The sequence below is a fragment of the Streptomyces sp. NPDC008238 genome (genome assembly GCF_042956445.1).
Lineage (GTDB): Bacteria > Actinomycetota > Actinomycetes > Streptomycetales > Streptomycetaceae > Actinacidiphila.
Map to the genome: position 1 here is coordinate 1 of NZ_JBIBGK010000034.1, position 26,094 is coordinate 26,094.

General features: G+C 72.2%; 16 protein-coding genes and 1 pseudogene. 13 read left to right on the plus strand and 4 right to left on the minus strand.

Annotated elements, in window-relative coordinates; translation table 11 throughout:
- The first annotated feature begins 125 nt into the window (after positions 1-125).
- Positions 126-722: a hypothetical protein gene (locus ACFZAU_RS37200; protein WP_500555869.1), complete on the plus strand. Its 597-nt coding sequence runs from the start codon at positions 126-128 to the stop codon at positions 720-722.
- Positions 723-733: 11 nt separating this feature from the next.
- A complete protein-coding gene (locus ACFZAU_RS37205; RefSeq protein ID WP_500555870.1) occupies positions 734-1,906 on the plus strand; it encodes a hypothetical protein in 1,173 nt (390 codons plus the stop codon).
- A 96-nt stretch (positions 1,907-2,002) separates the two neighbouring features.
- Here ACFZAU_RS37205 and ACFZAU_RS37210 read toward each other — a convergent pair whose 3' ends face one another.
- Positions 2,003-2,422, minus strand: a complete 420-nt coding sequence (locus ACFZAU_RS37210; protein WP_500555871.1) for a carbohydrate-binding protein — start codon at positions 2,420-2,422, stop codon at positions 2,003-2,005.
- 772 nt (positions 2,423-3,194) lie between these two features.
- Between ACFZAU_RS37210 and ACFZAU_RS37215 the strand changes: the two are divergent.
- Positions 3,195-3,646 (plus strand): annotated as a pseudogene (locus ACFZAU_RS37215) (transposase); the annotation flags it as partial.
- A gap of 135 nt (positions 3,647-3,781) precedes the next feature.
- Here ACFZAU_RS37215 and ACFZAU_RS37220 read toward each other — a convergent pair.
- Positions 3,782-4,075, minus strand: a complete 294-nt coding sequence (locus ACFZAU_RS37220; protein WP_500555872.1) for a hypothetical protein — start codon at positions 4,073-4,075, stop codon at positions 3,782-3,784.
- 695 nt (positions 4,076-4,770) lie between these two features.
- Between ACFZAU_RS37220 and ACFZAU_RS37225 the strand changes: the two genes are divergently transcribed.
- Positions 4,771-5,097 (plus strand): hypothetical protein, encoded by a 327-nt coding sequence (locus ACFZAU_RS37225; RefSeq protein WP_500555873.1) that lies wholly within the window; start codon positions 4,771-4,773, stop codon positions 5,095-5,097.
- Positions 5,098-5,403: 306 nt separating this feature from the next.
- Here the strand turns inward: ACFZAU_RS37225 and ACFZAU_RS37230 are convergent, their stop codons facing one another.
- Positions 5,404-7,623: a carbohydrate-binding protein gene (locus tag ACFZAU_RS37230; RefSeq protein WP_500555874.1), complete on the minus strand. Its 2,220-nt coding sequence runs from the start codon at positions 7,621-7,623 to the stop codon at positions 5,404-5,406.
- 303 nt (positions 7,624-7,926) lie between these two features.
- Here ACFZAU_RS37230 and ACFZAU_RS37235 point away from each other — a divergent pair, with 303 nt between their 5' ends.
- Together ACFZAU_RS37235 and ACFZAU_RS37240 are read left to right on the plus strand one after the other, a co-directional pair.
- Positions 7,927-8,292, plus strand: a complete 366-nt coding sequence (locus ACFZAU_RS37235; RefSeq protein WP_500555875.1) for a CU044_2847 family protein — start codon at positions 7,927-7,929, stop codon at positions 8,290-8,292.
- A 42-nt stretch (positions 8,293-8,334) separates the two neighbouring features.
- Positions 8,335-12,621 carry an nSTAND1 domain-containing NTPase gene (locus ACFZAU_RS37240; RefSeq protein ID WP_500555876.1) on the plus strand — a complete coding sequence of 1,429 codons (4,287 nt, stop codon included), beginning with the start codon at positions 8,335-8,337 and terminating at the stop codon, positions 12,619-12,621.
- Between the two features lie 216 nt (positions 12,622-12,837).
- Here ACFZAU_RS37240 and ACFZAU_RS37245 read toward each other — a convergent pair whose 3' ends face one another.
- Entirely contained in the window at positions 12,838-13,392 is a 555-nt protein-coding gene (locus ACFZAU_RS37245; protein ID WP_500555877.1) for a hypothetical protein, read from the minus strand.
- A 199-nt stretch (positions 13,393-13,591) separates the two neighbouring features.
- Here ACFZAU_RS37245 and ACFZAU_RS37250 point away from each other — a divergent pair, with 199 nt between their 5' ends.
- The 7 genes from ACFZAU_RS37250 (at position 13,592) to ACFZAU_RS37280 (ending at position 25,834) form a co-directional block, all read left to right on the plus strand.
- Positions 13,592-15,148: a TIGR02677 family protein gene (locus ACFZAU_RS37250; RefSeq protein WP_500555878.1), complete on the plus strand. Its 1,557-nt coding sequence runs from the start codon at positions 13,592-13,594 to the stop codon at positions 15,146-15,148.
- A complete protein-coding gene (locus tag ACFZAU_RS37255) occupies positions 15,145-16,416 on the plus strand; it encodes a TIGR02678 family protein (protein ID WP_500555879.1) in 1,272 nt (423 codons plus the stop codon). Before ACFZAU_RS37250 ends, ACFZAU_RS37255 begins: the two co-directional genes overlap by 4 nt.
- Positions 16,413-20,558 (plus strand): TIGR02680 family protein, encoded by a 4,146-nt coding sequence (locus tag ACFZAU_RS37260; RefSeq protein WP_500555880.1) that lies wholly within the window; start codon positions 16,413-16,415, stop codon positions 20,556-20,558. The genes ACFZAU_RS37255 and ACFZAU_RS37260 overlap by 4 nt, the downstream gene beginning before the upstream one ends.
- Positions 20,559-20,638: 80 nt before the next feature.
- The gene (locus tag ACFZAU_RS37265; RefSeq protein ID WP_500555881.1) at positions 20,639-21,850 is read left to right on the plus strand and encodes a TIGR02679 family protein; all 1,212 of its coding nucleotides are present in this window, start codon (positions 20,639-20,641) and stop codon (positions 21,848-21,850) included.
- A 339-nt stretch (positions 21,851-22,189) separates the two neighbouring features.
- Positions 22,190-22,915: an ABC transporter ATP-binding protein gene (locus ACFZAU_RS37270; RefSeq protein ID WP_500555882.1), complete on the plus strand. Its 726-nt coding sequence runs from the start codon at positions 22,190-22,192 to the stop codon at positions 22,913-22,915.
- On the plus strand, positions 22,912-24,615 hold the full coding sequence (locus tag ACFZAU_RS37275; RefSeq protein ID WP_500555883.1) for a hypothetical protein: 1,704 nt from the start codon (positions 22,912-22,914) through the stop codon (positions 24,613-24,615). The genes ACFZAU_RS37270 and ACFZAU_RS37275 overlap by 4 nt, the downstream gene beginning before the upstream one ends.
- 295 nt (positions 24,616-24,910) lie before the next feature.
- The gene (locus tag ACFZAU_RS37280; RefSeq protein ID WP_500555884.1) at positions 24,911-25,834 is read left to right on the plus strand and encodes a hypothetical protein; all 924 of its coding nucleotides are present in this window, start codon (positions 24,911-24,913) and stop codon (positions 25,832-25,834) included.
- Positions 25,835-26,094: the final 260 nt, after the last annotated feature.

The window sequence follows — 26,094 nt, forward strand, 5'->3', positions numbered from 1 at the left end:
CGCACGACGGCGCAGCTCAAGCGGGTACTGGGAAGGACGTGCCATGACTCGATCCTCTCAAACAATCGAGTCCCCACCGAACCCGGAACGGTTCAGATCGCGACGGATTCCCACCAGTGGCATTCGTGTTCACCAAGCAGGTCGGACCCAAGGCCCTTCAAGCACGCATACAAGAAGTCGCCCGCCTCTCGCGTGAGCACTGGCAGGGCAGGCGCTGTTACGGACCCCTCATCGAGAGCACCGGCAGGATTGACGATTACCGGGACTACGAAGGCGCGGTGCCCGTGCTGGCCACCACACTCGACCAGCTGCGACAGCACGGCCCCCGCGGGAAGATCTGGTGGCGCTTCGGCCACGGCTCAGCGCAAGTGCTCACTGACGCGTTGGACAACCCGGACGACCGCCGTGCCTACGACCGTCGAGTGGAACAACACCTCGCCGCCCAGCGGGCCGCTTGGGCGGATGAAGAGCGTAGGGAGGAGGACGAGCATCAGCGGTGGCGCGCCTCACTGCGGCCCTGCTCGACTTGCGGCAGCAAGTTCGACCCGGAGGATGGCCCGGACCCGGCCCGTGGCGACGAGTGCCCGCGCTGTCGCATGCAACGCGAGCGCGCCGCGGCCGAGCAAGCCGAAGCGGAGGCCGAACGGGAACGCGAGCGGCGCGAGCGGCGTTTGGACGGATGGTTCGGCTGGTTCCACGCTCTGCGTGACCGGGATGGCTAGGCTGCGTCAACGTGAGCGAGTACCAATATTACGAGTTCCTCGCCCTTGACCGACCGTTGGACTCCGACGAGATGAGCCAGGTGCGGACGTTGTCCACTCGCGCGGACATCACCTCCACCCGTTTCGTCAACGAGTACCAGTGGGGCGACTTCCGCGGTGACACGACGAAGCTGGTCGAGCAGTTCTACGACGCCCACCTGTACTACGCGAACTGGGGCAGCCGCCGCCTCGTCCTGCGCCTGCCCGCCGGATCGCTCACGGCAAAGACGGCCTCCATGTACGCCCTGGACGAGTCGCTGAGTACCTGGACTCGTTCCGAGCACACACTGCTCGACTTCTCGGTGTCCTCGGAAGACGGCACTGAATGGGAGTTCGATACGTCTTACGAGCTCTCGGCGTTCGTGGGGCTGCGCGCCGAACTTGCGGCAGGGGACATGCGGCCGCTGTACGTGGCATGGCTTGCCGGGCTCACCGTGTGGGAGCTTGCCGAGGACGACGAGGATGAGTACGCCCGCACCATTGAGCCGCCCGTCCCCGCGGGACTGGCCTCGCTCACCGGTTCGCAGCGGGCCTTGGCGGATTTCCTGGGTGTCGACGCCGACCTGCTGGCGGCCGCCGCCGAGAGGAGCGGGCCCGCCACCGCGAAGGCCGTGGACCGTTCGGTCCTGGCGGCCTTCGTCGCCAGCCTTCCCGCCGCCGACAAGGACGCGCTGCTGGTCGAAGCCGCGCTGGGCACCGCGCCTTCCCCCGGCCCCCGGCTCCTGGCCCGTTACCGTGCCACCGCAGTCCCTGCCCCTCGCGGCGGAACCGTCCGGCGCTCCGCTGCCGAGCTCCTCGACGCGGCGCGCCGCCGCCGTACCGAGCGCCGTCAGCACGAGCGCACTGCCCGCGTCGCGGCCGAGGACAGCCGGGCGCGGGCCGCTGCGAAGGCACGCGAGGCGCATCTTGAACGACTCGCTCAGAACATCGAACAGGCGTGGCGCGACGTCGACGGCCTGATCGCCCAGAAGAAGGCCGGCGCCTATGACACCGCCGTCGCCCTTCTGGCGGATCTGCGCGACCTCGAGGGCCGCACCGGCGGTACCGCGGACTTCGACCGGCGGGCTGGGGAACTGCGGGCCGCACATCGGGGCAAGCCGGCCCTCATGCAGCGCTTCGACGGCGTGGGCATCCCCCGTTCCTGACCGGCCCCCAACATCTGCGCACGGCCGATCGCCCTGTAGGACGCCCGCCGTCACTCCACGCCGGTGGGCGGGGAGTGACGGCGGGCGTCGGGGGTGCTACGACAGGCGGAGGTAGTCGATGTTGAAGCCGCCCGTCTCGCAGAAGAGCCTGACCACCTGGTCGCCCGCGGCCAGGGTGACCGGGACGTGGACGGACTGGTAGGTGGACCAGCCGCCCGTGTTCGGGACGGTGGCTGTGGCCAGGGACGTGCCGGCGGCGTCGCGGAAGGTCAGCGCGTCCGGGACGGTGGCGCCGCTGCCGGTGGCCACGCGCAGCTCCAGGTCGTACGTACCGGGCTGCGGGACGTCGACCGCGTAGTCCAGCCAGTTGCCCGGCGCTGTCCAGCCTACGTTCGCGCCGCCGCTCGCTGCCGGGTTGGCCTCGATGAAGTTGGCGCCGCACGCCGTCCAGCCGTGCTGGGCCCCGTACGACTCCGCCTCGACCCGTATCCAGACCGGCGCACTGTGCGGGCGCACCGTCACGTGCAGGGTGCGCGTGGGTCGTGCCGTCGGTGACGACCACCGTCAGTCCTGGTCCACGACGCCAACGACCACCGTCAGTCCTGGTCCACGACGCTAACGACTTCGACGCTCCTGGTGGCGTGGCCCGGAGGGGCCGGGCGAGCGGGACGAAGGCTAGAGCGGGGCCCGGGCCCCGCCGGGCCTCGCGTCCCCGGCGAATGCCGGGGACGACCGGCGCACGGGCTCGGCTCTGTCTTGAGAGGTCAGTGCCTCAGGAGCGGATACGGCTCACCGTGGGTCGGCCGTCCCCAACGCTTACGTCCCCATGAGGAGCGTCGGCCCGAGGCGTCGCGCCGCGCTGTGCGTGGCGGGAGCGCCTTGATCGAGTAGGCAGACTTCCAATGAAACAGGTCTCGCCTGCAGGAACGGGCTACGTCTGCTGCTCTTCGATCCCGCTGGGAGAGCGGACGTGCCAGAGCCCTCGCACTGGTGCTCGGCTCGTGCGAAGGCTCCGAGGGCAAAACAGTCCCCGGTAGATCTGCGCGTGTCCTGAAGCTTCAGTCGTCACTGTCGCCTCGGTATCGCGCCGGCTTGCCGGGGGCCTAAACCACATCCTGTCCAAGTCACTCCGCCGACTGGACGTCCTCATCGACTTTGCAACTCTTTCGGTGTTATGGCCTATAAACCACGATGCACCACTTATGTGGGGTGTCAATAGGTTTTCGGTAAATCCTGCGGGAAGCTCAACGCGATCACCTTCGACTGCGACACCCGGCTCGCCCTGCGGCGCCGCTGCAAGCTCCGGCCCTCACAGCGGGCCCTGGTCGTGCTGGTGTACCTGCGCAAGCACGAACCCTCGCGCAGATCGCTGCCGGCTTCCGGATCGGCGCCGGCACTGCCCACGCCTATGTCCGATCCGTCACCAGTCTCCTTGCCCGCCGTGCTCCCGGCCTGGCCCATGCCCTGCGCGCAGCCGATGCGGAGTATGTGCCGGTGGACGGCACCCTCGCCGAGTGCGACCGGGCCGGTGACGGCCGCGCTGACTACTTTGGCACGCACCTCCGCCACGCCGTGAATCTCCAGGTCATCACCGACCCGTAAGGGGAGATCGTGTGGATCTCTCGCGCTCTGCCCGGACGCACCCACGATCTGATCGCGGCCCGCACCCATCGCATCGTGGCCACCTGCGCCCGCCTCGGCATCCCCGCCTCGACAGATCTGGCCTACCTGGGCGCCGGCGATGCCTTCCCCCCTCCGGCCTCGCGATGTCTCTCAACAACCAGTCGGTCGACTTGGCCCCGCCGACGCGGCCTCGGGGGCAGGTTCGCCATGGACCTTGATCGGTCCAGACGCGGTGAATCGGGCACCCGCCGGTCACCCATCGTGGATGTCCGGCCGGACATCCACGATGATGTCCGCGTCCGCAAGATCTCCCTCCTCGTCGCGCCAGAGGAGGACGCGCACGTGCCTCGCCCTGGAAAGGCCGCGAACCTTCCACTCGGTCACTAGGTCGGCAACGACGAGGGCGATGGCGTATCGGGGGCCCTCGCTCGAATCGTCGGCGGTGATTGTGCCCCGCCACCGCTCGGAATCCCTGCCATAAGGGCGCCATCCCTCCGAGCCGTGCGGCTCGAAGACCCGGTACACCCAATCCGTATCGGTGCCCATAGCACCGATCCTGTCACTGCAAGGAGTCCCCCGCGCCGTATCGGATCGACGCCCGCCGAGCACGGGTCGACCGCATTCAACAACTGCCCCGACGTCCTGGAGCTGGTCGACGGCGAATGCCTCGTCATCGGGGAGCGGCTCGGCGCTGGACGTGACCCCCGGGCGACGGACAGTAGGACTCGCCCACCACGGGACCTCGCCACCTACTTCCCAGCCGCATTCCGGGCAGCGCACCCATGCGTACACGTCGTCTCACGCGTGGTCCAGCGCCCGCCAGTGCTCCTCCTTCGAACTGGGCGAACCGCAGCGAACACAGCCGACGGCCACCGTGGCGACCTCGGGGTACTTCGCCCCAGAGGCCCGGTGCTGTACGCCGCGGCGTCTCGGCTCCATCCCTCGGAGTGGGTGCTGTACGGCACGAGGGGCGCCAGGAGGTCGAACCGCGGGTCCTTATGGACGGCCGCTTCGATCCCGACCCCGGGGTCGTTGCCCCGAAGCCGCGGGCTTCGCGGCCTGCGCCGGTGTGCAGGGCATCCGGCGGACGTCAAGCCCACTCGACCACGATCAATAAACAAGGGCACGCATTCCATCACCCCAATGGGGGTATCGAATGGCGGGTCCCTTCCGGCTCGCCCAGTCTGGGCTCGTGCGTTCGATTCGTCCGAATGCGCGAGCCACTCAAGGGAGGTCGAACCATGACCCGCACCAAGCTCCTCGCCCTGGCCGCCGCCCCCGCGCTGGCTCTCAGCCTGGCGTCCCCTGCGCTGGCTGTGGAAGTGACCGCCTCGTCCCCCGACACCGTGAACAGTCCGGTGGGGTCGATCGAGGCCAGCCAAAGCAAGACCGTCACTGTCACCTGCCCTACGGGCACCAATGCCATCAGCGGTGGCTGGAAGGTGTCCTCCGCCAGCATCGACGTGACGGACAACCGTGCGATGAGCGCCACGCAGTGGCAGATCTCATTCCAGAACGAGGCGAAGACCTCAGGCACTGTGCAGGCGTTCGTCCGCTGCATGGCCTGATGGCGAGTACCAGCCAGGGCAGGTCGGCCCGTTCACCGCACCGCCGGACGCGGTGAACGGGAAGGCCGAGCAGCCCCCAGCGCCGTAACCGGCTGACCGCGAAGGACGACGAGGACGCTGCGGACGGGTACGGACGGCTGTACTGCTCTGGACGGCACAAGGCCCAGGTCGGGAATCCATCCCCGACCTGGGCCTTTCCTCGACTGCCAGATGTAGCCACGCTCCCACCGGCGCTGCGCGGTCCGGCGGTGGCCTGCCGTCACTTCCCGCCTGTTGCGGGGGATTTATGGCAGGCCGACGGGGGTGCTACGACAGGCGCAGGTAGTCGATGTTGAAGCCGCCGGTCTCGCAGAAGAGCCTGACCGTCTGGTCGCCCGCCGCGAGGCTGACCGGTACGTGCACGGACTGGTAGGTGGACCATCCGCCCGTGTTCGGGACGGAAGCTGTGGCCAGGGTCGTGCCGGCGGCGTCGTGGAAGGTCAGGGCGTCCGGGACGGGGGCGCCCGTGCCGGTGGCCACGCGCAGCTCCAGGTCGTACGTGCCGGCCTTCGGCACGTCGACCGCGTAGTCCAGCCAGTTGCCCGCCGCCGTCCAGCCCACGTTCGCGCCGCCGCTCGCCGCGGGGTTGGCCTCGATGAAGTTGGCGCCGCCCGCCGTCCAGCCGTGCTGGGCCGCGTACGACTCCGCCTCCACCCGCACCCCGACCGGTGCACTGTGCGGGCGTACGGTCACGTGCAGGGTGACCTTCGCGTGCGCCGTGCCGTCGGTGACGACCACGGTCACGTCGTGCTCCCCGGCCACGGTCGGGCTGACCGTCACCACTCCCGTCGCCGGGTCGACCGTGACGCCGTCCGGGAGGTCCGTCGCGTAGAACGCGAGCCGGTCGCCGTCGCGGTCGGTGGCCTTGAGGGGGACCTGCACCGTGCCGTACTGGTCCGCCACCACCTCCGGCACGGGGGCCACCACCGGCGCCCTGTTGTGCGTGGTGCGGGGGAGGTGCTGCTTCCACTGGTACGTGGCGTACGACTTCGCCGGGACCTTCACCGCGAACGACCTGCCCGCCAGCACCACCCGCACCGTGGCGTCCGTGCTGTTGGCGTTGCCCAGGACCGCCGTGAACCGGTCGGAGCCGTGCCGGTACACGACGTTGCTCACGCCGTCCGCCGTGGTGCTCGACTCCAGCCGGACGTCGCCGGGCGTCAGGTACTTGGCGAACTGCCCCATGGCGTACAGCTCGTCGCGGACGGTGAAGTCCCTGGTCGCCGTGTTCACCTTGACCAGGCGGTCGGGCCACTTGGTGGTCGCGCCGATCTCGTCCCAGTCGACGTTGTTGTCCCGCGCCGGCGTCCAGTGCAGCGTTCCGCCGTCCTGGTCGGTGGCCTGCGCCCACAGGACGTACGAGCTCGCGTCGAGGCGGAAGTAGTTCAGGATGGTCGCCGCGGACAGGTCGCTGGTCTCCGTCATGTGGACCGGCTTGCCCGTCTGCTCGAACGCGTCGCGCATCACCTTCGGGTCGCCCCAGTAGGGGTGGAAGGCCACGGCGTCCGTCGCGTTGAGGACCTGCTTGCCGGTCACGGAGCCGTCGGGGGCGTCATCGAAGATGCGGTGGTAGTTCTTCGTCGCCGTGCTGTTCGGATCGCGCCAGTCCCAGAAGTTGAAGTCGTGGACGTACAGCCCGGTGTTGAGGTCGGCCTTGTGCAGGGCCTTCTTGATCGCGAGGGCGAGCTTCTGCTGCTGGGCGACATCGATGTCCATCGCCGGGTAGACCACGTCCATGCCGGGCTCGTTCAGCAGGGTCAACGCGTCGACGCGGATGCCGTGCCGTGCGTACGCCTGGACGAACTTGACGTAGTAGCGGGCGAAGACGTCGATGCAGTCGTCCCGGAGCTTGCCGACCTGGTAGTAGTCCGTCGTGCTGCCCGGCTTGAGCGCGACCTCGCCCGTGAAGCGGTTGTTCGTCTTCATCCACGCTGGGGCGCTCCACGCGGACGCGAAGAACGTCGCCCTCGGGTTGTAGCGCTGGATCAGCTTGATCGTGTCGACGATGTGCAGGTCGATGTCCCGTTGGATCGAGAAGTGCTTCAGCCCGAAGTCCTCGGTGACGCCGGCGGGCAGGTCGTCCTCCGACCAGAACGGCAGGTGCTCGATGAGGTCGGGGCTGCCGATCGTGAGGCGGAAGCGGTTCAGGCCCGCCCCCGTCCTCGGGTCGACGAGCAGCCGGACGGCCTCCTCGCGCTTGGCGGGGGTGAGCTTCCACAGATTCGACACGCTCGTCTCGTCCAGGGAGAACCCGATGCCCGAGTACTTCTGACGCGGGCTGCTCGGGTCGACGACGACGGTCGCGTCGGCGGGGGCCTCCGGGCTCACGGCCGGCGCCGCCTGCCACGCGTGGTCGGCCCCCGTGGAGTAGGTGCCCGCCAGTGAGGAGCTGTGGTGGTGCGGTACGGCGGCCGGGGCCGCGGACTCCGTGCCGGCGAGAACGACCAAGGTGAGAGCTGCGGCTGCCCCGATGAGGGAACGTCTCACGATGTCCTTCCTTTCTGGTGGGATGCGCGGGTCGTACATGGTCCCCATCCCTCGGACGGATCCGCCCCCTCTCCCTCCTCGGGACGCGAGCAGATCGAAACAGCCTTGTCCGCGTTCTGTCAAGACATGAAAAAAGGCGTGAAGAAAGCCCCGCCGCGCCTCCTGGGCGGGATGTCGAGGTCCGCAGGCCGGCCCGGCCCGGCCGCGGCATGCGTCCTCCATACCTCCAACTCGCCCTGTGGCAAGCTCCGTTGCGGCCGTTAGGATCACCGCACTGCGACCCGAGAGCGAAGGAGGACCGCCATGACCGAACGTCCTGTGCGCATCGTGGAAGTGCCCTTGGGCGACGGCAGCGACGACGTGATCCGGGTCCAAGTGCGCGACCTGGACGACGGTCCTGTACGGGTCGGTCGCGGCGGCCGCGCCGTGGCGCGCGCCGAACGGTCCCTCGGGCAGATGCTGGACACCGTGCGGCCCGTGGCGGAGGGCTTCGTGAGCCGCGTCCGCGGGATGGCGCACGCCCCTGACGAGGTGACCCTCGAATTCGGCGTCTCCCTGTCCGCCGAGGCGGATGTCGTGATCGCCAGCACCGCCACGACGGCCAACTTCTCGGTCACGCTGACCTGGAACCGGGGTGACCGACCAGACGCCAACGGGCATACTCCGTAACGGAGTTGACCCAAAGGGGGTCGCGGGGGACCGGAGGTTGCGGTGACGGCCGAGGTGACGGCGACGGGCACCGCGTCCCGCAGCCCCGAGGAGGCACTCGCGGCCGCCGTGGTCCGCGTCAAACGCCCCGACGGGGAACCCGTGGGCGGCGGTTTCCTCGTCGCACCCGACCTCGTGCTGACCTGCGCGCACGTGGTCAGCGACGCTCTCGGCCGGCCCCGCGAGGACGACGTGACACCCGGCACCCAACTCCATGTCGACCTGCCCTTCGCATCGGGCGCCGGCACCGCCGAGCTCGAGCACTGGGTGCCCGTACGCCCCGACCAGACCGGCGACATCGCGGTCCTGCGGCTGCGCGCGCCGATACCCGGCGCCCACCCGGTGCACATGGCCGACACCGAGCGCGTCTGGGGGCACGACGTCCGCGTGCCCGGGTTCCCCTGGCGCTCCCCGGGCGGCGTCTGGCACTACGGGCGGCTGCGCGGCGCCACCGCCGAAGGCTGGCTCCAGCTCTCGCAGGCCGATCCGCACGGCGTGCCCGTCGAGGAGGGCTTCAGCGGCAGCCCTGTCTGGGACGAGCAACTGCGCGCCGTCGCGGGGATGGTCGTCGTGGTCCAGCCCGGAGGGGTGCGGCAGAGCTTCCTGATACCCACCCGCACCCTCGTCGGCGAACTGCCCGACCTGGCGCCCGTGGTGCGCCCCGCCACCCCCTACCGCGGCCTGTCGACCTTCCAGGAGGCCGACTCGGACGTCCACTTCGGCCGCCGGAGCGACATCGCCAAGGTCACCGCGCTCCTCACCGGGCCCGACCCGTGTGTCACCCTCGTCGGCCCCTCCGGCTGCGGCAAGTCCTCCCTGGCACGCGCGGGCGTGGTCCCGCGGATGCGGGAGCGGGGCCACGCCGTCGTCGTGGTCCGCGCCGGTGAGGACTCCTCCCTGCGAGCGGCGCTCGCCTCCGAACTCGTGACCGTCGTCCATCCCGCCCTGATCGGCGCCGCCAGAGCGCGGGAGGTCCGGGCGGTGGAGAACCTCCTCGCGGACCGCGGACTCATGGACGTCCTGCGCACCACCAGCGGGAACGCGGAGCAACGGCTGCTCGTCGTGCTCGACCAGGGCGAGGAACTCCTCGCGGAACCGGACGAAGCGGTCGGGGAGGCTGTGGGGCTGCTGTTCCCCGAGCGACGGTCCGACGGCCTGCGGGTGCTGATCACGCTCAGGTCCGACTTCATGGACGCAGCCCTCAGCCATCCCCGCCTCGGCCCGGCACTCGGCCGCGGCAGCGTGTATCCGCTCGCCCCCATGTCCCGCGACCAGCTGGCGCAGGTGATCCTCGGCCCCCTCGAGCTGACACCGTCCGTCACCTACGACGACGGGCTCGTGGAGCGGATGCTGGACGACGCGGGCGACGGCCCCGGCGCCCTGCCGCTGCTGGGCTTCGTCATGGCGCAGCTGTGGGACGGGCAGGCCGGCGGCCGGCTCAGATTCGACACCTACCGCGAAGTGGGAGGCGTACGGGGCGCGTTGGGCCAGTACGCCGAGACCGCCTGGCGCAGCTGCGTCCGCGAGGACGACGAGGCCGAGGCCACGCGGCTGCTCACCGACCTCGTCCGGTTCCTGCCCGGCGGCGACGCCCCGATACGCAACGCCCTGAGGCAGGAGGACGCGGGCGAGGAGCGCTGGCGGATCGCGACCGCGCTCGCCCAGCGGCGCCTCCTCGTCCTGCGCGGCGGAGGCGGTGAGGCGGTCACCGCCGAACTCGCCCACGAGGCGCTGATCGGCGCCTGGAAGAGGCTCGAGGAACGGGTGCGCGAAGAACGCAGGTTCCTGGCCTGGCGGGCGGAGCTGCGGCACGACGTGGAGCGCGGACAACTGCTGGAGGACGAGCCGCTGGCGGAGGCGGAGCAGTGGGTGGCGCAGCGCGGTCCCGCACTGACCGACGCGGAACGCCGGTTCATCGAGCGCTCCGTTGATCGACGTTCGGCACGGGAGCAACTCGCGCGGCGGCGACAACGACAGAAGCGCTGGTTCATCGGCGGGCTCGCTCTTCTGACGGTGCTCGCGCTGGTCGCCTCCGGGCTCTTCCTTCGGCGCAACGCACAGCTCGACGGACAGCTCCGGCGGTCGGCGTCCGAGCAACTGGCCGTGAAGGCCGAGCAGCTCGACGACGTGTCGGTGGCGACGTCTGCCCTGTTCTCGGCGGCGGCGTACCGGACGGCTCAGGATCCGGCGGCGCGCACCGCGCTGATCAGGCAGTATCTACGGCTCCGCCACGTGGAGCGCGTGGTGTGGGACGACCACGCCCCGGTCCGCGACGTCGCGATGAGCGAGGACGGCCGGCGGATCAACGTGGGCATGACCTCCGGTGACGCCGTCGGCCTGACGCTCGGCACGGACGAGGTACGCGATCGGGGCCTGCCGACGGGATCGAAGATCGTCGCGCTCTCGCCCGACGGGCGGATCTCCGCGCGGGCGTCCGTCAGCGGGAAGGTGTCCCTGGGAATCGGACCGGACGCAGGCGACGAGTGGCGCACGGTCGTCCTGCGGGACGGCGACGCCGTACGGGCCAACGCCCGCGCCGCCACCGATCTCCGCTTCGACGCCACAGGGGGCACGGTGCTCGCCGCCCAGCCCGGCGAAGGCGTCCTCGTCTGGGAGTCCGAGAGCGGCCGGCGTGTGGGCAAGACACTGCGCCCGCCGAAGGGCTGGCAGACCGACCAGGCGTGGTTCGGCCCGGAGGGGACCGTGATCGGCCGGATCACCCAGGAAGGCGCGGCCGAAGGAGCCCAGGGCCGCCTGGTCCGCTGGAACCTCGGCACCGGCCGCCTGGACGCGGAGACCTGGGGAACGGACCTGACCGGCACCGTCACGGTCAGCGGCGACGGCCGGACGCTCGTGCGGTGCACCCCCGACGGGATCCTGCAGTCCTGGGACCTCACCGGTACGCCGAAGGTCCGCCACCAGTACAGCACGCGACAACTGGGCCTCGTCTGCCCGCTGTACACGCCGCGCCTGGACCGGACCGGCCGCTTCCTCCTCAACCCGGTGCAGCGTTACAGCGCCACTCTCGGCAGGTTCCGCTTCCTCGTCCTCGACCTGGCGCAAGGGCGCCCCGCGACCCTCGACCTGCCCGCGCCCGCGCAAGAGGACGATTCCTTCACCGGCAGCTCCCAGCCGCTCGCCGTGGCGCTCACCGGACCGCCCGGCAAGCTCAGGGCCGCGGTCGGTATCGGGGCGACGGTGATGGTGGCGCGAGTTCCGGTGCCGTCCGCGTTCGACAGCGCGATGCTCACCGCCCGGATCAGGACCGTGGACGCCGACCACGACCGCGTCGTCAGCGTCGACGCCGACGGAAACGGGCTGCGCCTTTGGGACCTGCGGACGCACCGCGCGCTGGCGGCGGTGCGGCCGTCCCGTCCGCTGGCCGCCCTGTACGGCACGTTCAGCCCCGACGGCACACGGGTCCTCACGCCGGCGGCCGACGGCCGCACGGTCCTGGTCTGGGAGGTCCGCGTGAACACCCTGGAGGAACAGGACCCGATCGATCTGCCGCGACCGCCCGGCATCGACCCCACGAGCCCGGACCCGCGCTCCGGGCGCACACCGGCTTGGATCACCCTGACCTTCGACGACCCGGACCATGTGGTGATCTCGGCCCTTTCGTACGTCGTGCGCTGGGACCTGGCGCGCGGCCGGGCGGTGGGCACGCCCTACCGGCCCAGGGCCCAGGAGCCGGTCGAGGTGTCCATCGCGGCCGCCGGCACCTGGGCGGTGGCCCGCCCGGGACACGGGCAGGCGGCGGTGCGCACACCCTCCGGGGACATCGACATCGTGATCTGGGACTTCGAGGAGGGCCGCGAGATCGAGTCGATCGACATCGAGGAGGCGGCCGTCGTCAAGCAGGTGGCCTTCGACCCGACCGGACGGCTCCTGGCGGTGCTGACCTACGACGGCGCCGTACGGGTGTGGGACATGGACCGGAAAGGCAAGCAGAAGTGGCGCGAGCCGCTGACGTACCGGGGTGTCCAATGGCTCGGTGCCTTCTCCTCGGAGTCCACCCTGAGCACCCAGAGCACGCTGAACGAGTACACGACCTGGGACCTGGGCAGCGGCACCGAGCGCTACCACTTCACACCCGGGTACGGCGCGACCGCCGACCTCACCGAGGACGGCGCGTCCATGGGCCTGGTCGACGGCTCCGACGGCTTCGTCCTCGCACTCGATCCCGAGCGCTGGTTGGAGAAGCTGTGCGCGGTGGCGGGACGCGGCCTCACGGCGGGGGAGAAGGCCCTGACCCCGGCGGGCAGCCGGACGGACCCCGTCTGCGACTGAGCGGGTAGGCGCGAGGGTGCCGTCGGAGGACCGGCGACCTCCTTGTTACGCCACCCCCGTCCGCAGGTCGGCACGTCGACGGCCACCCGACGTTGCGCGACGGCGCCCCGCTCGCGGACCCGGGCAATGAGACCGCCGCCACCAGGACCGCGGCGGCCATAGGTGCGCGGGAACTCGCCCATGAGGCCCGAGCACCGCCCGGAAACAGTCGTTGACTCAATGGCCGTCGCGAATCGGCACCCCTGGCGCGAAGTGCGCGACAGCCTCCGTGAGGCGCCGCTTGTCGAGCCGCCAGCCGCTGACCGCACGCGAGGTCAGAAGCACCTCGACCGGTACGGGCACCAGCGCTCCGCCCAGAGCCCGGGCGGTGGAACCCTGATCGGGTCCGGGCAGCGACGGCGCGCCGTCACGGCGGCGGACGCCGACCCAGGGGATCGAGGCGTTCGGCACGCGCTGCCGCCACAGGACCACCTGCGTGATGTCCTCCCACGGGATGTGGACGGTGGTGGACCGGTAGCGGAGGGGGGATCCGCCGAGAAGTACGCCCGTTCCGTCGACGCGGAACGCCACTTTGCGCGTCAGAGCGCCCGCGGCCATTACGAGACCTCCTCCCGCGAACAGGACCGTGCCGGCGATGCGCAGGACCAGGGGAGTGCCGGTCCCGGGCATCAGCAGCACCGCGCTGAACAGCACCGCCACGGCCAGGACCCCCGAGGTTCGGCGGTCGAATCCGTGGCGTGCTTCGTAGACGGCGTCCTCACTGTCGCTCATGACCGGATCATGGCAAGCGATTGGTCCTTCGGCCAGGGTTCCGACCCCGTCCCGAGGACCGGACTGCCGCCGTCCTTCGAGCGGCAACGGCGGCAGGGCCCGCGCTTACCGACGCTCCGCAGGGGCGGGCTGGTCCCGAGCTGATCAATCCCGGTCAACGTGTGCACTCCCGAACGTCCGTCGGCCACAATGACCTGCGATGACCCATTCGCCGCCGCCCCAGCCACACCCAACCCCCGCCTACGGCCCTTTCGCGCACCTCAGCACCCCCACCGCAGCCCTCTACCGGGAGATCATGCGGGTGTTCCTGCAGGCCAAGGAGCGGTACGCGGTCCACCTCCGCCCCGAGGACGTGCACGCGGCGCTGCCCGTCGGCGTGCGGCCCGCCGAGGCGGACGCCGTGGCGAAGGCGCTGGACAGCCTGAGCCAGCAGGCGTGGGGCAATCTGCGCGCCGACCCGGACACCGCCCGCGTCACCGCAGTCGAGGACTTCTACCGCAAGCGCTACGTGTACCAGCTCACCCAGGCCGGCGAAGCCGCGGAGGAGGCCCTGGCCGCGTACGATGACGCGCTCGGGCGGCGCGGCTCACTGCAGGCCGTGGCCCTGCACGACATCGTCACCCAGCTGCGGGCCCTGCTCGTGCTCGCCGCCGAGGAGACCCCCGACCCCGCCAAGACCCACCTCGCACTCGACGGGCTCGCCAGCCGCTTCGCCGCCCTCGCCGACAACGCCCGCGCCTTCATGGGCTCCCTGCAGCGCACCATCGACCTCCACGACGTCTCCCAAGAGGCGTTCCTCGCCTACAAGGACCAGCTCATCCAGTACCTGGAGCGGTTCATCCAGGACCTGATCACGCTCGGCGGCCGCATCGCCCAGCTCATCCTCGAACTCGAGGACCGCATCGACGCCCTCCTGGTCACAGCCGCCGCCCGCGAGGCAGCCGACGCCTCCCCGGAGGCCGCCGAGAGCGCCCAGCACGAGGCGTACGAGCGCTGGCGGGCGCGGTGGAGCGGACTCGGCGCGTGGTTCATCAGCCGCGACGGACGCGACTCGCAGGCCCGGCTGCTGCGCGGGCGGGCACTCGGGGCGATTCCCCAACTGCTGGCCGTCGTCCGCGCACTGAACGAACGGCGCGCCGGACGCTCCGACCGCTCCGCGGACTTCCGCACCCTCGCCCGCTGGTTCGCGCAGGCCCCCGACGACGACGCCCGGCACCGGCTGTGGCGCTCCGCCTTCGGCCTCTATCCCGCCCGACATCTCACCGTCGACGCCGAAACCCTCGCCGCCCGCACCGCCCGCCCGCTGCCCGCCGCCACCCCCTGGGCCGAGGCCGAGCCCCTGCGGATCAGCCCCCAACTGCGCCGCACCGGCAGCTACGAGCGGCGCGGCAAACCCCGCAAGGTCGAGGACCGTTCCCAGGCCCGGCACCGCCTCGCGGAGATCGCCGCCAAGCAGACCGCCGAGACCGCCGCGGCCCGCGCCCGGCTCACCACCGACGGCACCACCCGGCTCTCCGCGCTCGGCGAACTCGACCCGCTCGCCTTCGGCCTCTTCCTCCAACTGCTCGGCGACGCCCTCGCCACCTGGCGGCCCGGCATGACCCGCACCACCGCGACCAGCAACGACGGTTCGATGGAGATCCGCCTCAGCGCCCTCGGCGACGGCACGACCGCCGAGATCCGCACCCCCGGCGGGGCCTTCCGCGGCCCCGACCACCTGATCCACATCGTCGACCTCACCCAGGAGGCGCCGTGAGCACCCCTCTCGCCGAGGTCCTGGACGGGCAGCGCGCCGCCGAACTCCGCAAGGCCGCCCGCGCCCTGCTCGCCCACCCGCTGCTCCTCGCCCACGGACCGCACGCCGACGCCTTCCGGCTGGTCCGGCAGCACGCGTCCGAACTGCGGGACTGGTTCGAGCGCAACACGGGCTGGGCCCTCGTCGTCGACGCGGAAGCCGCCCGGCTGCGCAAAGCCCCCGGTGCCCTCACCGACCCCACCCACCCCGCACGCGAGGCCAGCCGTGCCGGCGCCCCCTTCACCCGCCGCCGCTACGTCCTGCTGTGCCTGGCGCTCGCGGCACTGGAGCGCGGCGAGAAGCAGATCGCGCTCGGCCGCCTCGCCGAACAGGTCGTCCTGGACGCCGCCGACCCCCAGCTGATGGCCGCGGGGATCGAGTTCACGCTCGACCGGCGCGACGAACGCCTCGACCTCGCCGCCGTCGTCCGGCTGCTGCTCGCCCTCGGCGTGTTGCGCCGGGTCGCGGGCGACGAGGACGCGTACGTCAGCGGAGCGGGCGACGCGCTCTACGACGTCGAGCGGCGCGTGCTGGCCGGGCTGCTCGCCGCCCGGCACGGCCCGTCCCTGATCCAGGAGCACGGCTTCGAGCAGCGGCTCGCCGCGCTGACCGCCGAGACCGCGCTCGACAGCGACGAACTGCGCTTCCGCGCCCTGCGCCGCTCCCTCACCCGCCGCCTGCTGGACGACCCCGTCCTCTACTACGACACCCTCACCGACGCCGAACTCGCCTACCTCACCCGCCAGCGCGGCTTCCTCACCGCCCGGATCACCGAACTCACCGGTCTCGTCCCCGAAGTCCGGGCCGAAGGCATCGCCATGATCGACCCCGACGACGACCTCACCGACGTCCGCATGCCCGAGCAGGGCACACACGGCCACGTCACCCTCCTCCTCGCCGAACACCTCGCCGCCCGACAGGGGCCGGTCACCACCGAGGAGCTGAAGCGAAAGGTCCGCGAACTCGCCGACGAGCACGGCGGGTTCTGGGCCAGGACCGCCCGTGAGCCGGGCGCAGAAGGCGAACTCGTCGAGCAGGCCGTCACCAAACTCACCGCACTCTCCCTCGCCGTCCGCACCCCGGACGGGGTCGCGCCCCGCCCCGCCCTCGCGCGCTACGCCGTCGGCGAGACCGTCGTGCTCGAACCCGGAAAGACCGCCCGGCCAAGGACCGCCCAGCCCAGGACCACCCAGCCCAGGACCACCCAGCCAAGGACCACGCAGCGATGACCGCCGCTCTCCCCGCCCCCCGCCATCCGTCGCCGGCCGCCGTCGGCGCCGGGCCCGGTCTGCCCCGCCCCGGCCGGTCCCGCTGGCAGCCGCTGCGCACCGGACTGGTGGACCTCTTCCTCTACGACACCGAGGAGTTCCACTTCAAGGACGGCCGCCTGCTGCTGCGCGGCAACAACGGCACCGGCAAGTCCAAGGTCCTCGCCCTCACCCTGCCCTTCCTCCTCGACGGCGACCTGTCCGCGCGCCGCGTCGAACCCGACGCCGACCCCGGCAAGCGCATGGAGTGGAACCTGCTGCTCGGCGGCGAGCACCCGCACCCCGAGCGCCTGGGCTACACCTGGATCGAGTTCGGACGGCGCGACGAGACCACCGGCGAGGAGCACTTCCGCACCCTCGCCTGCGGCCTCAAGGCCGTCTCCGGACGCGGCATCGTCCGCCACTGGTTCGTCGTCACCGACCAGCGCGCCGGACAGGGGCTCGCCTTCCTCGACGCCACCGGAACCCCCCTGTCCCGCGACCGGATCGCAGAGGCCGTCACCGGCCACGGCATGGTCTACGACCAGGCGGGCGCCTACCGCAGGGCCGTGGACGAGGCCCTGTTCGGCCTCGGCGAACAACGCTACGCCGCCCTGGTCGACCTCCTCATCCAACTCCGCCAGCCCCAGCTGTCCAAGCGCCCCAACGAAGCCGCCCTGTCCAAGGCGCTGACCGAGGCCCTGCCGCCCATGGACCAGGCCGTCATCGCCGACGTCGCGGAGGCGTTCCGCTCCCTGGACGAGGAGAAAGAGGAGCTGCGCTCCGCCGCCGAGGCCGAGAAGGCCGCCTCCGCCTTCCTCGACCACTACCGCCGCTACGCCCGCATCGCCTCCCGCCGCCGGGCCCGCCTGCCGCGCACCGAGCACGCGCGGTACGAATCCCTGCAACGCGAACTGTCCGAAGCACGGACCGACAGGACCAGCGCGGACGAGGAGCGCGCCGAGGCCGAGGAGCGCCTTGCCGCACTGGAAGAAGCCGAGGCCCGGCTCAAGGCCCAGGACGCGGCCCTGCGCGAGGGCCCGGAGATGCGCAGCGCCCGCGAACTGGAACAGGCCGCCCGGCACGCGCGGAACACCGCCGACGCCCGCGACCGCGCCGAGGGCGACCGGCGGCAGGCCGAGCAGGTGCTCGCGCGGGCGCGGGCCCGCCTGACCGCCGCCGAGAACCGGCTCGACGCGGCCGGCAACCAGGCCGCGCACGCGCTCGCCGCAGTACGTGACGTTGCCGCGGACGCCCGGGTGGAACTGCCCGAGGACCGGGAACCGGACCGCGAAGCCGTCGCGGCGGCGGCGGACCGCAGGCGCCGGACCCTCGACCACGTGCAGGAACTCGCCGACGCGGCGGACCGCGCCGCGGCCGACCGCCTGGCCGCCTCCCGCCGTCTCGACGAGGCCGAGTCCGACCTCGCCCACACCGAGGAGGACCACGCCCTCGCTCACGGCGCCGTCCAAGCCGCGAGCCGGGACCTGCTCGGAGCCGTACGCGAGCGAGCCGCCGGATGGACGGAACTGGCGTACCCCGATCCCGTCGGCCTGCTGGACGAGCTCCAGGAATGGACGGAGCATCTGAACGGGCCGTACCCGGCCCGGGAAGCGGCGGTCCTGGCCCACCGCGGGCGCTCCGGAGAACTGGCCGCCCGGTCCGCCGAAGTGACGCAGCGGCAGAGCGAGTTGAGCGGCAGGCGCCGTACCGCCGAAGCGGAACTCGGCATCCTGGAGTCCGGCGGCCGCCGCGGCCCGCGGCCCCCGTACACCCGCTCCCCGGGTGTACGAGACGGGGCGCCCGGCGCACCCCTGTGGCGGCTGGTGGACTTCCGTGAAACGGTCCCCGAGCACGACCGCGCCGGCATCGAGGCGGCATTGGAAGCATCCGGGCTGCTGGACGCCTGGGTACGCCCGGACGGCACAGCCCTGGGCGCGGACGGTCACGACATCCTGCTCGACCCGCCGCGCGGCCCCGTCCCCACCGGCGCCCTTGCCGAGGTGCTCCGGCCGGCGGTCGACAGCGGCGACGCGGCAGCCGCGGCCGTGGGGGAGGAGACGGTGGCCCGGCTGCTCGCCGCCATCGGCTACGGGCCCCACGACACCGCCCCGCACACCGACACCTGGGTCCACGCCGACGGCCGGTTCCGGACCGGCGCCCTCACCGGCCGCTGGGCCAAGCCCGCCGCCGAATACATCGGCGAGGGAGCCCGCGAAGAGGCCCGGCGTGCCCGGATCGCCGTACTACGAGCGGAACTCGCCGGTCTCGCCACCGAGGAAGAGGCGGTCACCGCCGAGGCGCAGACCGTGGCGGCCCGCCGCGGCACGCTCGACTCCGAACTCTCCTCCGTACCTGACGACGCGCCGCTGCGGCAGGCCCACGCCCGGCTGGAATCCGCCGCCCAGCAGACCGGCAGGGCCACACGACGCAGGAACGAGCGGGCCGCCGACCTCACCGAGGCGACGGAGCGGGCCGACCAGGCCGAAGCCGAACTCGCCCGGACCACGGCCGATCTCGGCCTGCCCACCGACCGCCCCGGACTCGCCGCCGTACGCCAGGCCCTGTCCGCACTCGACGTCGCCCTGGCAGCCCTCTGGCCCGCACTGCGCGAACGCACCGAGGCCGCCCGCACCGTCGAACAGGAACACGGCGACGCCGCCCAGGCGGCCGAGCGCGCCGCAGAACTCGCCCTGCGCGCCGAGGAGGCCGGACACGACGCCGCAGCGGCCGACGAACGCCACGCCACCCTGCGCTCCACCGTCGGGGCGGCCGTCGCCGAGCTGGAACGCCGCCTCGCCGAGACAGCCGCCGCCCTCGCCGCGAACGCCGCGGGCCGCAAGAGCACCCAGCAGGCCCACACCGAGGCGGTAGAACGCGGGGGCAAGGCGGGAGGACGCATCGAGCAACTGGACCGGGACATCGCCGAGTCCGTCGCCGCCCGCGCCACCGCGATCGCGGCCCTCCAGCGGTTCGCGGGCACCGGACTGCTCACCGTCGCGCTGCCCGGCACCGACGCGCCCCCGAACGATGCCGGGCCCTGGAGCGCCACCGCCGCCATCGCACTCGCCCGCGCCGTCGAGGCGGAACTCGCCGCCACCGACGACTCCGAGGCCGCCTGGGAGCGCGTGCAGAAGCGACTCGGAGAAGAGCTGAAGACCCTCCAGGACGCCCTGTCCCGGCACGGACACTCCGCCGCCGCCCGCATGGTCGAGGACGGCATGGTCGTGGACATCGTCTACCAGGGCCGTGCCCGCGCCGTCCCGGAACTTGCCGACGCCCTCACCGTCGAGGTCGGCGAACTGACCCGCATACTGTCCTCCCACGAACGCGAGATCCTGGAGACTCACCTCATCACCGAGGTCGCCGGCACCCTCCAGGAACTGATCGGCGCGGCAGAGCGCCAGGTCGCCGCCATGAACGACGAACTGGAGCAGCGGCCCACCTCCACCGGCATGAAACTGCGCCTGGTCTGGCGGCCCTCCCGCAAAGCCCCCGCCGGACTCGCGCAGGCCCGCGCCCGGCTGCGCCAGTCGGCCGACGCCTGGACACCCGAGGACCGGGCCGCCGTCGGCGAGTTCCTCGAAGCGCAGATCACCGCACGGCAGAGCGAGGACGCCTCCGGCAGTTGGCTGGAACACCTGACCGCCGCCCTGGACTACCGCACCTGGCACGAGTTCGGCATCGAACGCCACCAGCAGGGCCGATGGGTCCCCGCCACCGGCCCCGCCTCCGGCGGCGAGCGCGTCCTCGCCGTCTGCGTCCCCCTGTTCGCCGCGGCCTCCTCCCACTACGCCACCGCCGGCAACCCGTACGCCCCGCGCCTGGTCACCCTCGACGAGGCGTTCGCCGGCGTCGACGACGACTCCCGCGCCAAGTGCCTGGGCCTGCTCCACGCCTTCGACCTGGACGTCGTGATGACCAGCGAACGCGAATGGGCCTGCTACCCGCAGGTGCCCGGCATCGCCATCGCCCAGCTCTCGCGCATCGACGAGGTCGCCGCGGTGCTCGTCACCCGCTGGGAGTGGGACGGCATGACGAGGGCGCGGACGGTGGACCCGGCGCGGCCGGACATGGAACATGCCTCTGGAGAGCAGGAGTTCGAAGGGCAGAAGGGCCTGTGAACGTGCAGCCGGAAGCATGCCGCACGACACCGCCTCCCCAGCGGCGCCCCAGCGACGCTCTGCAGGCGGAACCGGCGCGCGTGGACACCGTCCGCCTCAAGCGCCTGCTCGGCGGCCCCGACCTCACCTGGCTCGTCGAACGGGCCCGCCGCCGGATGGAACGCGAGGAACCGCTCACCGGCAGCGTGTCCCTCAGCGCACCCACCGAGAGCCAGCGCCGGGCGGCCGAGAGCCTGCTGGGCCGCGCGCCCGGCGGCGGCCGCTCACTGACGATCCGGCTGGACTCCGTTGACGCCGTGCTGCGCCGCTCCGGCATCAGCCCGGACGGCCTCGCCGCCGCGGTCACGGCCCTCACCGGACCTGTGGTCCCCCTGCGCGATACGCGCGCCGACGAGGACCGCGCGTGGCAGGCGGCGTACGCGCGGCTGGACCAGCTGCCCGGGCTCGCCGCCTGGGCTGCGCGGCTGCGCGCGGACGGTCTCGTACGGCGCCTCGCCCGCACACCCGAGACGGCCGGCGACCTGCTGGCGGCCACCGTCAGGGTCCTGAGCGAACTCCCCGCGGACCCCGCGGTCTCGCGGCCCGCCTTCGCCGCCCGGGTCCTCGGCTCCGCGCACGCCCTTGACGACGGAACACCGCTGGCCACCCTCACCCTGTCCGGAATCCGCGCGCTGACCGGATTCCCCGACGGCTCCGGGACCGAGTGGCGACGCGAGGCATGGGCCTCGGCGGGACTGCTGCGCGACGAGTTGTCCTCCACGGTCCTCACTCTCGGCCTGCGCGGCACCCCCGCTCTGGACTGGCTCACCGCGAACGGCGAACCGGCCGTACTCACCCTCCGCCAACTCGCCGCGGGTGCCCCGCTGCTGACACCGGGGGAGGCGGTGCATGTCTGCGAGAACCCCGCGGTCGTGGCGGCCGCCGCCGACGCGTACGGTGCGCACTGCCCACCCCTGGTGTGCCTCCAGGGCCAGCCGTCCGCCGCCGCCCTCACGCTTCTGCGGCGGATGGCGGACCAAGGCGCGAGCCTGCGCTACCACGGTGACTTCGACTGGGGCGGACTGCGCATCGCCGCCGCCATGCTCGCCCGTGTCCCCTGGACTCCCTGGCGCTACACGGCCGCCGACTACCGTGCCGCGGCCCGCGACAGCGCGGTCCCCCTGGCCGGCGTTCCCGCGGCCTCCCCGTGGGATCCGTCACTCGCCGAAGCCCTGGCCGAGCACGGCGTCCGCGTGGAGGAGGAGGCGGTGCTGGACACCCTGCTCGCCGACCTGGCGCCTGAGCCGTCCTGACGGCCCGCGCGCTGATCCCGGTGGAGGGCCTCGGCGACCGCCGGGACCGGCTGCGCGCGCCGACGGCCCCGGCAGGACGAAGCCCGCGAGGGCGGAGGGCCGGGGCCCTCGGATCGGCTCGTGAGACTCCGTCGATGCGAGGTGGCACGCCGACGAACAGGTCTTCATGGACCGCGACCTCTCGCAGACGGACTCGCCGGCACCCTGCACGCGGAGTGACCAAAGACACCCAGCGGGCCCCCGGCCGGGCCGAGCGTGGAGAATGGCCGGGCCGCTCCGGCCCGTAGTCCCGAGGCCGAAGCGGGGACAGCGTTCGCGGTTGACGAGAGGCCCGGCGACATGGGTGCACCACCACTGCTCGAACTCAAAGGCGTCAGCCGGGTCTACGGCAAGCGCACCGCGCTGGCCACGATGAACCTGCGACTGCGGTCCGGGAAGTGCGTGGCGCTCCTCGGCCACAACGGCTCGGGCAAGTCGACCCTGCTGCGCATAGCGGCCGGCCGGGACCGGCCGAGCACCGGCACGGTGACGTTCGACGGCAAGCCGATGAACGAGAACGACCCCGCGGTCCGGGCCCGGGTGGCCGTGGTCGGCGACACCGCGGCCTGTTACCCCGACCTCACCGTGCGCGAGCACCTGCAGCTGGTGGCGGTGGCCCACGGGGTGGAGGACGCCGGCGACTGGATCAGCCACGTACTGGCCGAGCGGATGCTGACCGACCACGCCGACGCGCTGCCCGGGGCACTGTCCTCCGGGCAGCTCCAGTCCCTCCTGCTGGCCTCCGCGATGGTCCGGCCGCGCGACCTGCTGCTGCTCGACGAGCCGGAACAGCGACTCGACCCGGGCGCGCGGCGGCGGCTGGCGGACCTGATCAAGAAGGAGACCGCGGACGGCGTCGGTGTGCTGCTGGTCACGCACCACGGGGAACTGGCCCGGGAGGTCGCCGACCGGGTGCTGGTCCTCAGCGACGGCAAGGTGGTGGCCGACGGCCGCCCGGACGAGGTGCTCGCCACCGGGACCGACGGACTGACCTGGCTGGCCGAGAGCCCGGGCGGCGCCCGGTGACCACCCTCGCGGACGAGACGGAGGAGACCGAGGGGTCCGGCGAGCACGCCGCGGCCTGGTCCCACGAGGACGACGACTGGACGCGCGAGACACTGCGGCTGGTCCGTGACCTGCGCACCCCGCACCGCCGCAAGAGGGCCGGACAGATCGGCTACGTCGTGTACTGCGTCGCGCTGCTCCTCGCGGTGTGGGGAGGGCTGCCGAGCCTGGGCCTGTTCCTCGAGAAGTCGATGGGCGCCGACTACTCCGGCCACGGACCGGCGATCCTGGCCGCGCTGCCGGCCGGGTCCTGCGCGCTGGGGCTCGGATGGCTGCTGATCGCCGCATGGGACGCCCAGTGGCGCGGCCCGGTCGTGCCGCCGCGCGAGACCGTGGACTGGCTGCTCGCCCAGCCGGTGGACGCCGCCCGCGTGCTACGGCCGTGGTTCTGGGGGGCGGCCGCGATCGCCGGTGGGGCCGGGCTGCTGGTCTCGGTGATCGGCATGGTCGCGCTGGGCCTGACGGTCGGTGTGGGGCTGCCCGCCGCGTTCGGCTGGTGCCTGCTGGGCGCCGTCGGCCTGCCGCTGCTCGCGACCGCGCTGGCCACCGCCGTGGAGGGCAGCGAGCGGGTGGCCCGCTGGGCCCGGCTGGCCACTCCGTACGTCGGCATGGCCGTGCTCGCGCTGACGGCGCAGACCGTGCTGGCGGTCAACGGCCACCGGCTGCCCGGTCTGGAACGCGTGGAGCTGTGGTCCGGGCCCTGGGGCTGGGCCGGGCTGGCCGCGCTGGCCCCCACGCCGGCCGCGCTGCCGGGCGGCGGGGCCGCGGGCGCCCTGCTGGCGGTGGTGGTGGCCGGCGCGCTGGTCGCGGCACACCGCTCCGCCGGATCGCTGGCGCTGTCCGCGGTACGACGCCGTTCACGCACCGCGACCGGGGTGATGGCCGCGCTGCGCACGGTGGAGTTCCGTACCGCGCGGCAGGCGGTCGCCGGCGTCACCGGCGGGAGCGGGTCGGCACGCTGGCGGCTGCCGGCGCCCCGCCGGGCGCAGCTGGCGGTGCCGTGGCGCGACACGCTCGCGCTGCTGCGGACTCCGGGCCGGCTGGGCCGGGCCGTGGTGCTTGCGGTCCTGGCGGTGCTGGGCGCGGTGCTTGCCGCCTCGGCGCACGGCGGGACGGGCGTGGCGGCGGCACTGGCCTCACTGGTCTTCGGCTACTGGTCGCTGACCCAGCTGATGGAGTCGGCCCGGGTGGAGACCGACGACACCAGGCGCGCTTCGTGGGCGCCGTACCCGTACCGGGACCTGATGCTGCGGCACACGGCGGTGCCCGTCGTGCTGGGACTGGTGGGCGCGCTGGTCGCGGCGGGGGTGCTGGCCGGGGAGGGCGCGGGGGCCCGCGCGTTGCTGGCACCGGCCCTGGTGCCGCCGCTGGTGGGCGCCTCGCTGGTCAACGCCTGCCGGGGTGCGACCAAGCACCATCTGCTGATGTCGTCGGCCCAGTCGCCCACGGGCAGCATGGGCCCGGTGCTGTTCCTGGGCTGGTACGGCGCCGGGACGCTGGCTGCGGTGGTCACGCTGGTCGTCCCGTTCCTGACCGCGCTGCACTCCGGCTCGGCCGCCTCGATCGTCACCGCTGCCGTGGCGAGCGCCATGGTGACGGGGATCATGGTGCGCTGGGCGGTCACACGGATCGGGAACCTGACGGCTCCCCTGGCGGACTGACGGGGGTGCCGGTGGCCCGCGCCGCCGGCATCTCTCACGCTGGTCGGCCGTTGACGACCTGCTGCCGCTCCAGCGGGATGCCGGGGCAGCCTCAGCGCGCGCGGAGCAGGGTGCGTCGCAGGCTGGACCAGATCCCTTCCACGGGGTTGAGGTCGGATGCGTAGGGCCCGCGCCGAGACCCTGTCCACCTCGAGAACGGTCAAGCGCCGGGCGGCATAGCGGCATAACGGAAGCGAGCTGGTGCCGGCCAAGCGCCCACGACAGTCGGTGTCCGTCGCGCAGATCACCGTACGCGATGACCCTGCAGCCCGCGCCATCCGCCAAGCAGACGACGGTCGCAATGGATGATGTTGTTGCGGCTGAGGTCTGCCATGCTGGGTCGGTGACTGAGGGGGAGCTCGGGGAGAGCCGCGACGCGCAAGGCCGAGACGGCATATCGCGGCAAAAGCGTCAACGCGGGATTGCTGTTTCCGTGTCTGGCGTGGCGGCCGGGTTTGCCGTGGCGCACGTCGTCTGGCCAGACATCAAGATTGATACGATCACTGTATTGCTGCTCGTGGTAGCAGCCGCTCCCTGGCTGGGCGACTTGTTCGACAGCATCGAACTCCCGGGTGGCGCCCGGTTCGAGTACAGGCGGCTGGAAAATCGCATCGAGGCTGCCGAAGAACGGACAACGCGCCTCGATCAGGAGGTCGACGGAGCCGCCGCAACTGCTCGCGTGGCGCTCGCCGCGGCGGGGAGCGCCGACTGGGTGGATAACACGGGGAACGTCCCTGCAGCCCAAGCCGCGATGGAGCGTCTCGCTTCCGAGTTCACGACACTGCGCCAAACCGAGGTCAGTAGCCGCGCACGCACCGCCCAACAGGAGCGGATTTTCGCTGAGCTAGTCAAGGTGACGCCGCACATCCCCTCCTTGGATCTCCAGATCATGCTGGCGTCGGAGGACCCAGGAATGCGCCTGATTGCGTATGCCCGCCTGTACGCCGTTCCAGACGCGACGAAGTTCGACCTGCTCGTCGATGCCGTTCTCCGTGAGCAACTGCCCTTCCTCAGATACTGGGGATTCAACGCCCTCGGACGTGTGGTCGACGAGTTGGGCGCCGATCAGGTTCCAGTGGGCGCCGTACGGAGATTGCACGCCTGTCTCACCGAGTTGCCCTCGGGCAGCGACCGGGCCCGGGCTCTCCAGCGAGTCCTGGCCAAACTCAGCACCCATTGAGGTGCCCTCTCCACCAGCACGGCACCCGGCCCCTCCCCTGCACGCGCCAATCAGACATGCACAGCCAAGCCTGGGCAAGCGGTGTTAGGCATCACATGAAGCCACAGATCGTGAGCCGCTGGTCGCGGCGGCCGCTTCGCTGGGACGGGTGGGTTCCCGGGCCGGGGCGGCTGACACTTGCTAACTGGGACGAGATCACCCTGGGCTTGCGTGTCGGTGAGTCGTTCACCCTGATCGCGACCCGGCTGGGTGGGGCGACG

Excerpts from the sequence above, each read along its gene's own strand:
- ACFZAU_RS37250 (WP_500555878.1), top strand. The coding sequence starts at position 13,592 with ATGACCCATTCGCCGCCGCCCCAGCCACACCCAACCCCCGCCTACGGC.
- ACFZAU_RS37280 (WP_500555884.1), top strand. The coding sequence starts at position 24,911 with ATGACCCTGCAGCCCGCGCCATCCGCCAAGCAGACGACGGTCGCAATG.
- ACFZAU_RS37270 (WP_500555882.1), top strand. The coding sequence starts at position 22,190 with ATGGGTGCACCACCACTGCTCGAACTCAAAGGCGTCAGCCGGGTCTAC.
- ACFZAU_RS37235 (WP_500555875.1), top strand. The coding sequence starts at position 7,927 with ATGACCGAACGTCCTGTGCGCATCGTGGAAGTGCCCTTGGGCGACGGC.
- ACFZAU_RS37225 (WP_500555873.1), top strand. The coding sequence starts at position 4,771 with ATGACCCGCACCAAGCTCCTCGCCCTGGCCGCCGCCCCCGCGCTGGCT.
- ACFZAU_RS37245 (WP_500555877.1), bottom strand. The coding sequence starts at position 13,392 with ATGAGCGACAGTGAGGACGCCGTCTACGAAGCACGCCACGGATTCGAC.
- ACFZAU_RS37220 (WP_500555872.1), bottom strand. The coding sequence starts at position 4,075 with ATGGGCACCGATACGGATTGGGTGTACCGGGTCTTCGAGCCGCACGGC.
- ACFZAU_RS37260 (WP_500555880.1), top strand. The coding sequence starts at position 16,413 with ATGACCGCCGCTCTCCCCGCCCCCCGCCATCCGTCGCCGGCCGCCGTC.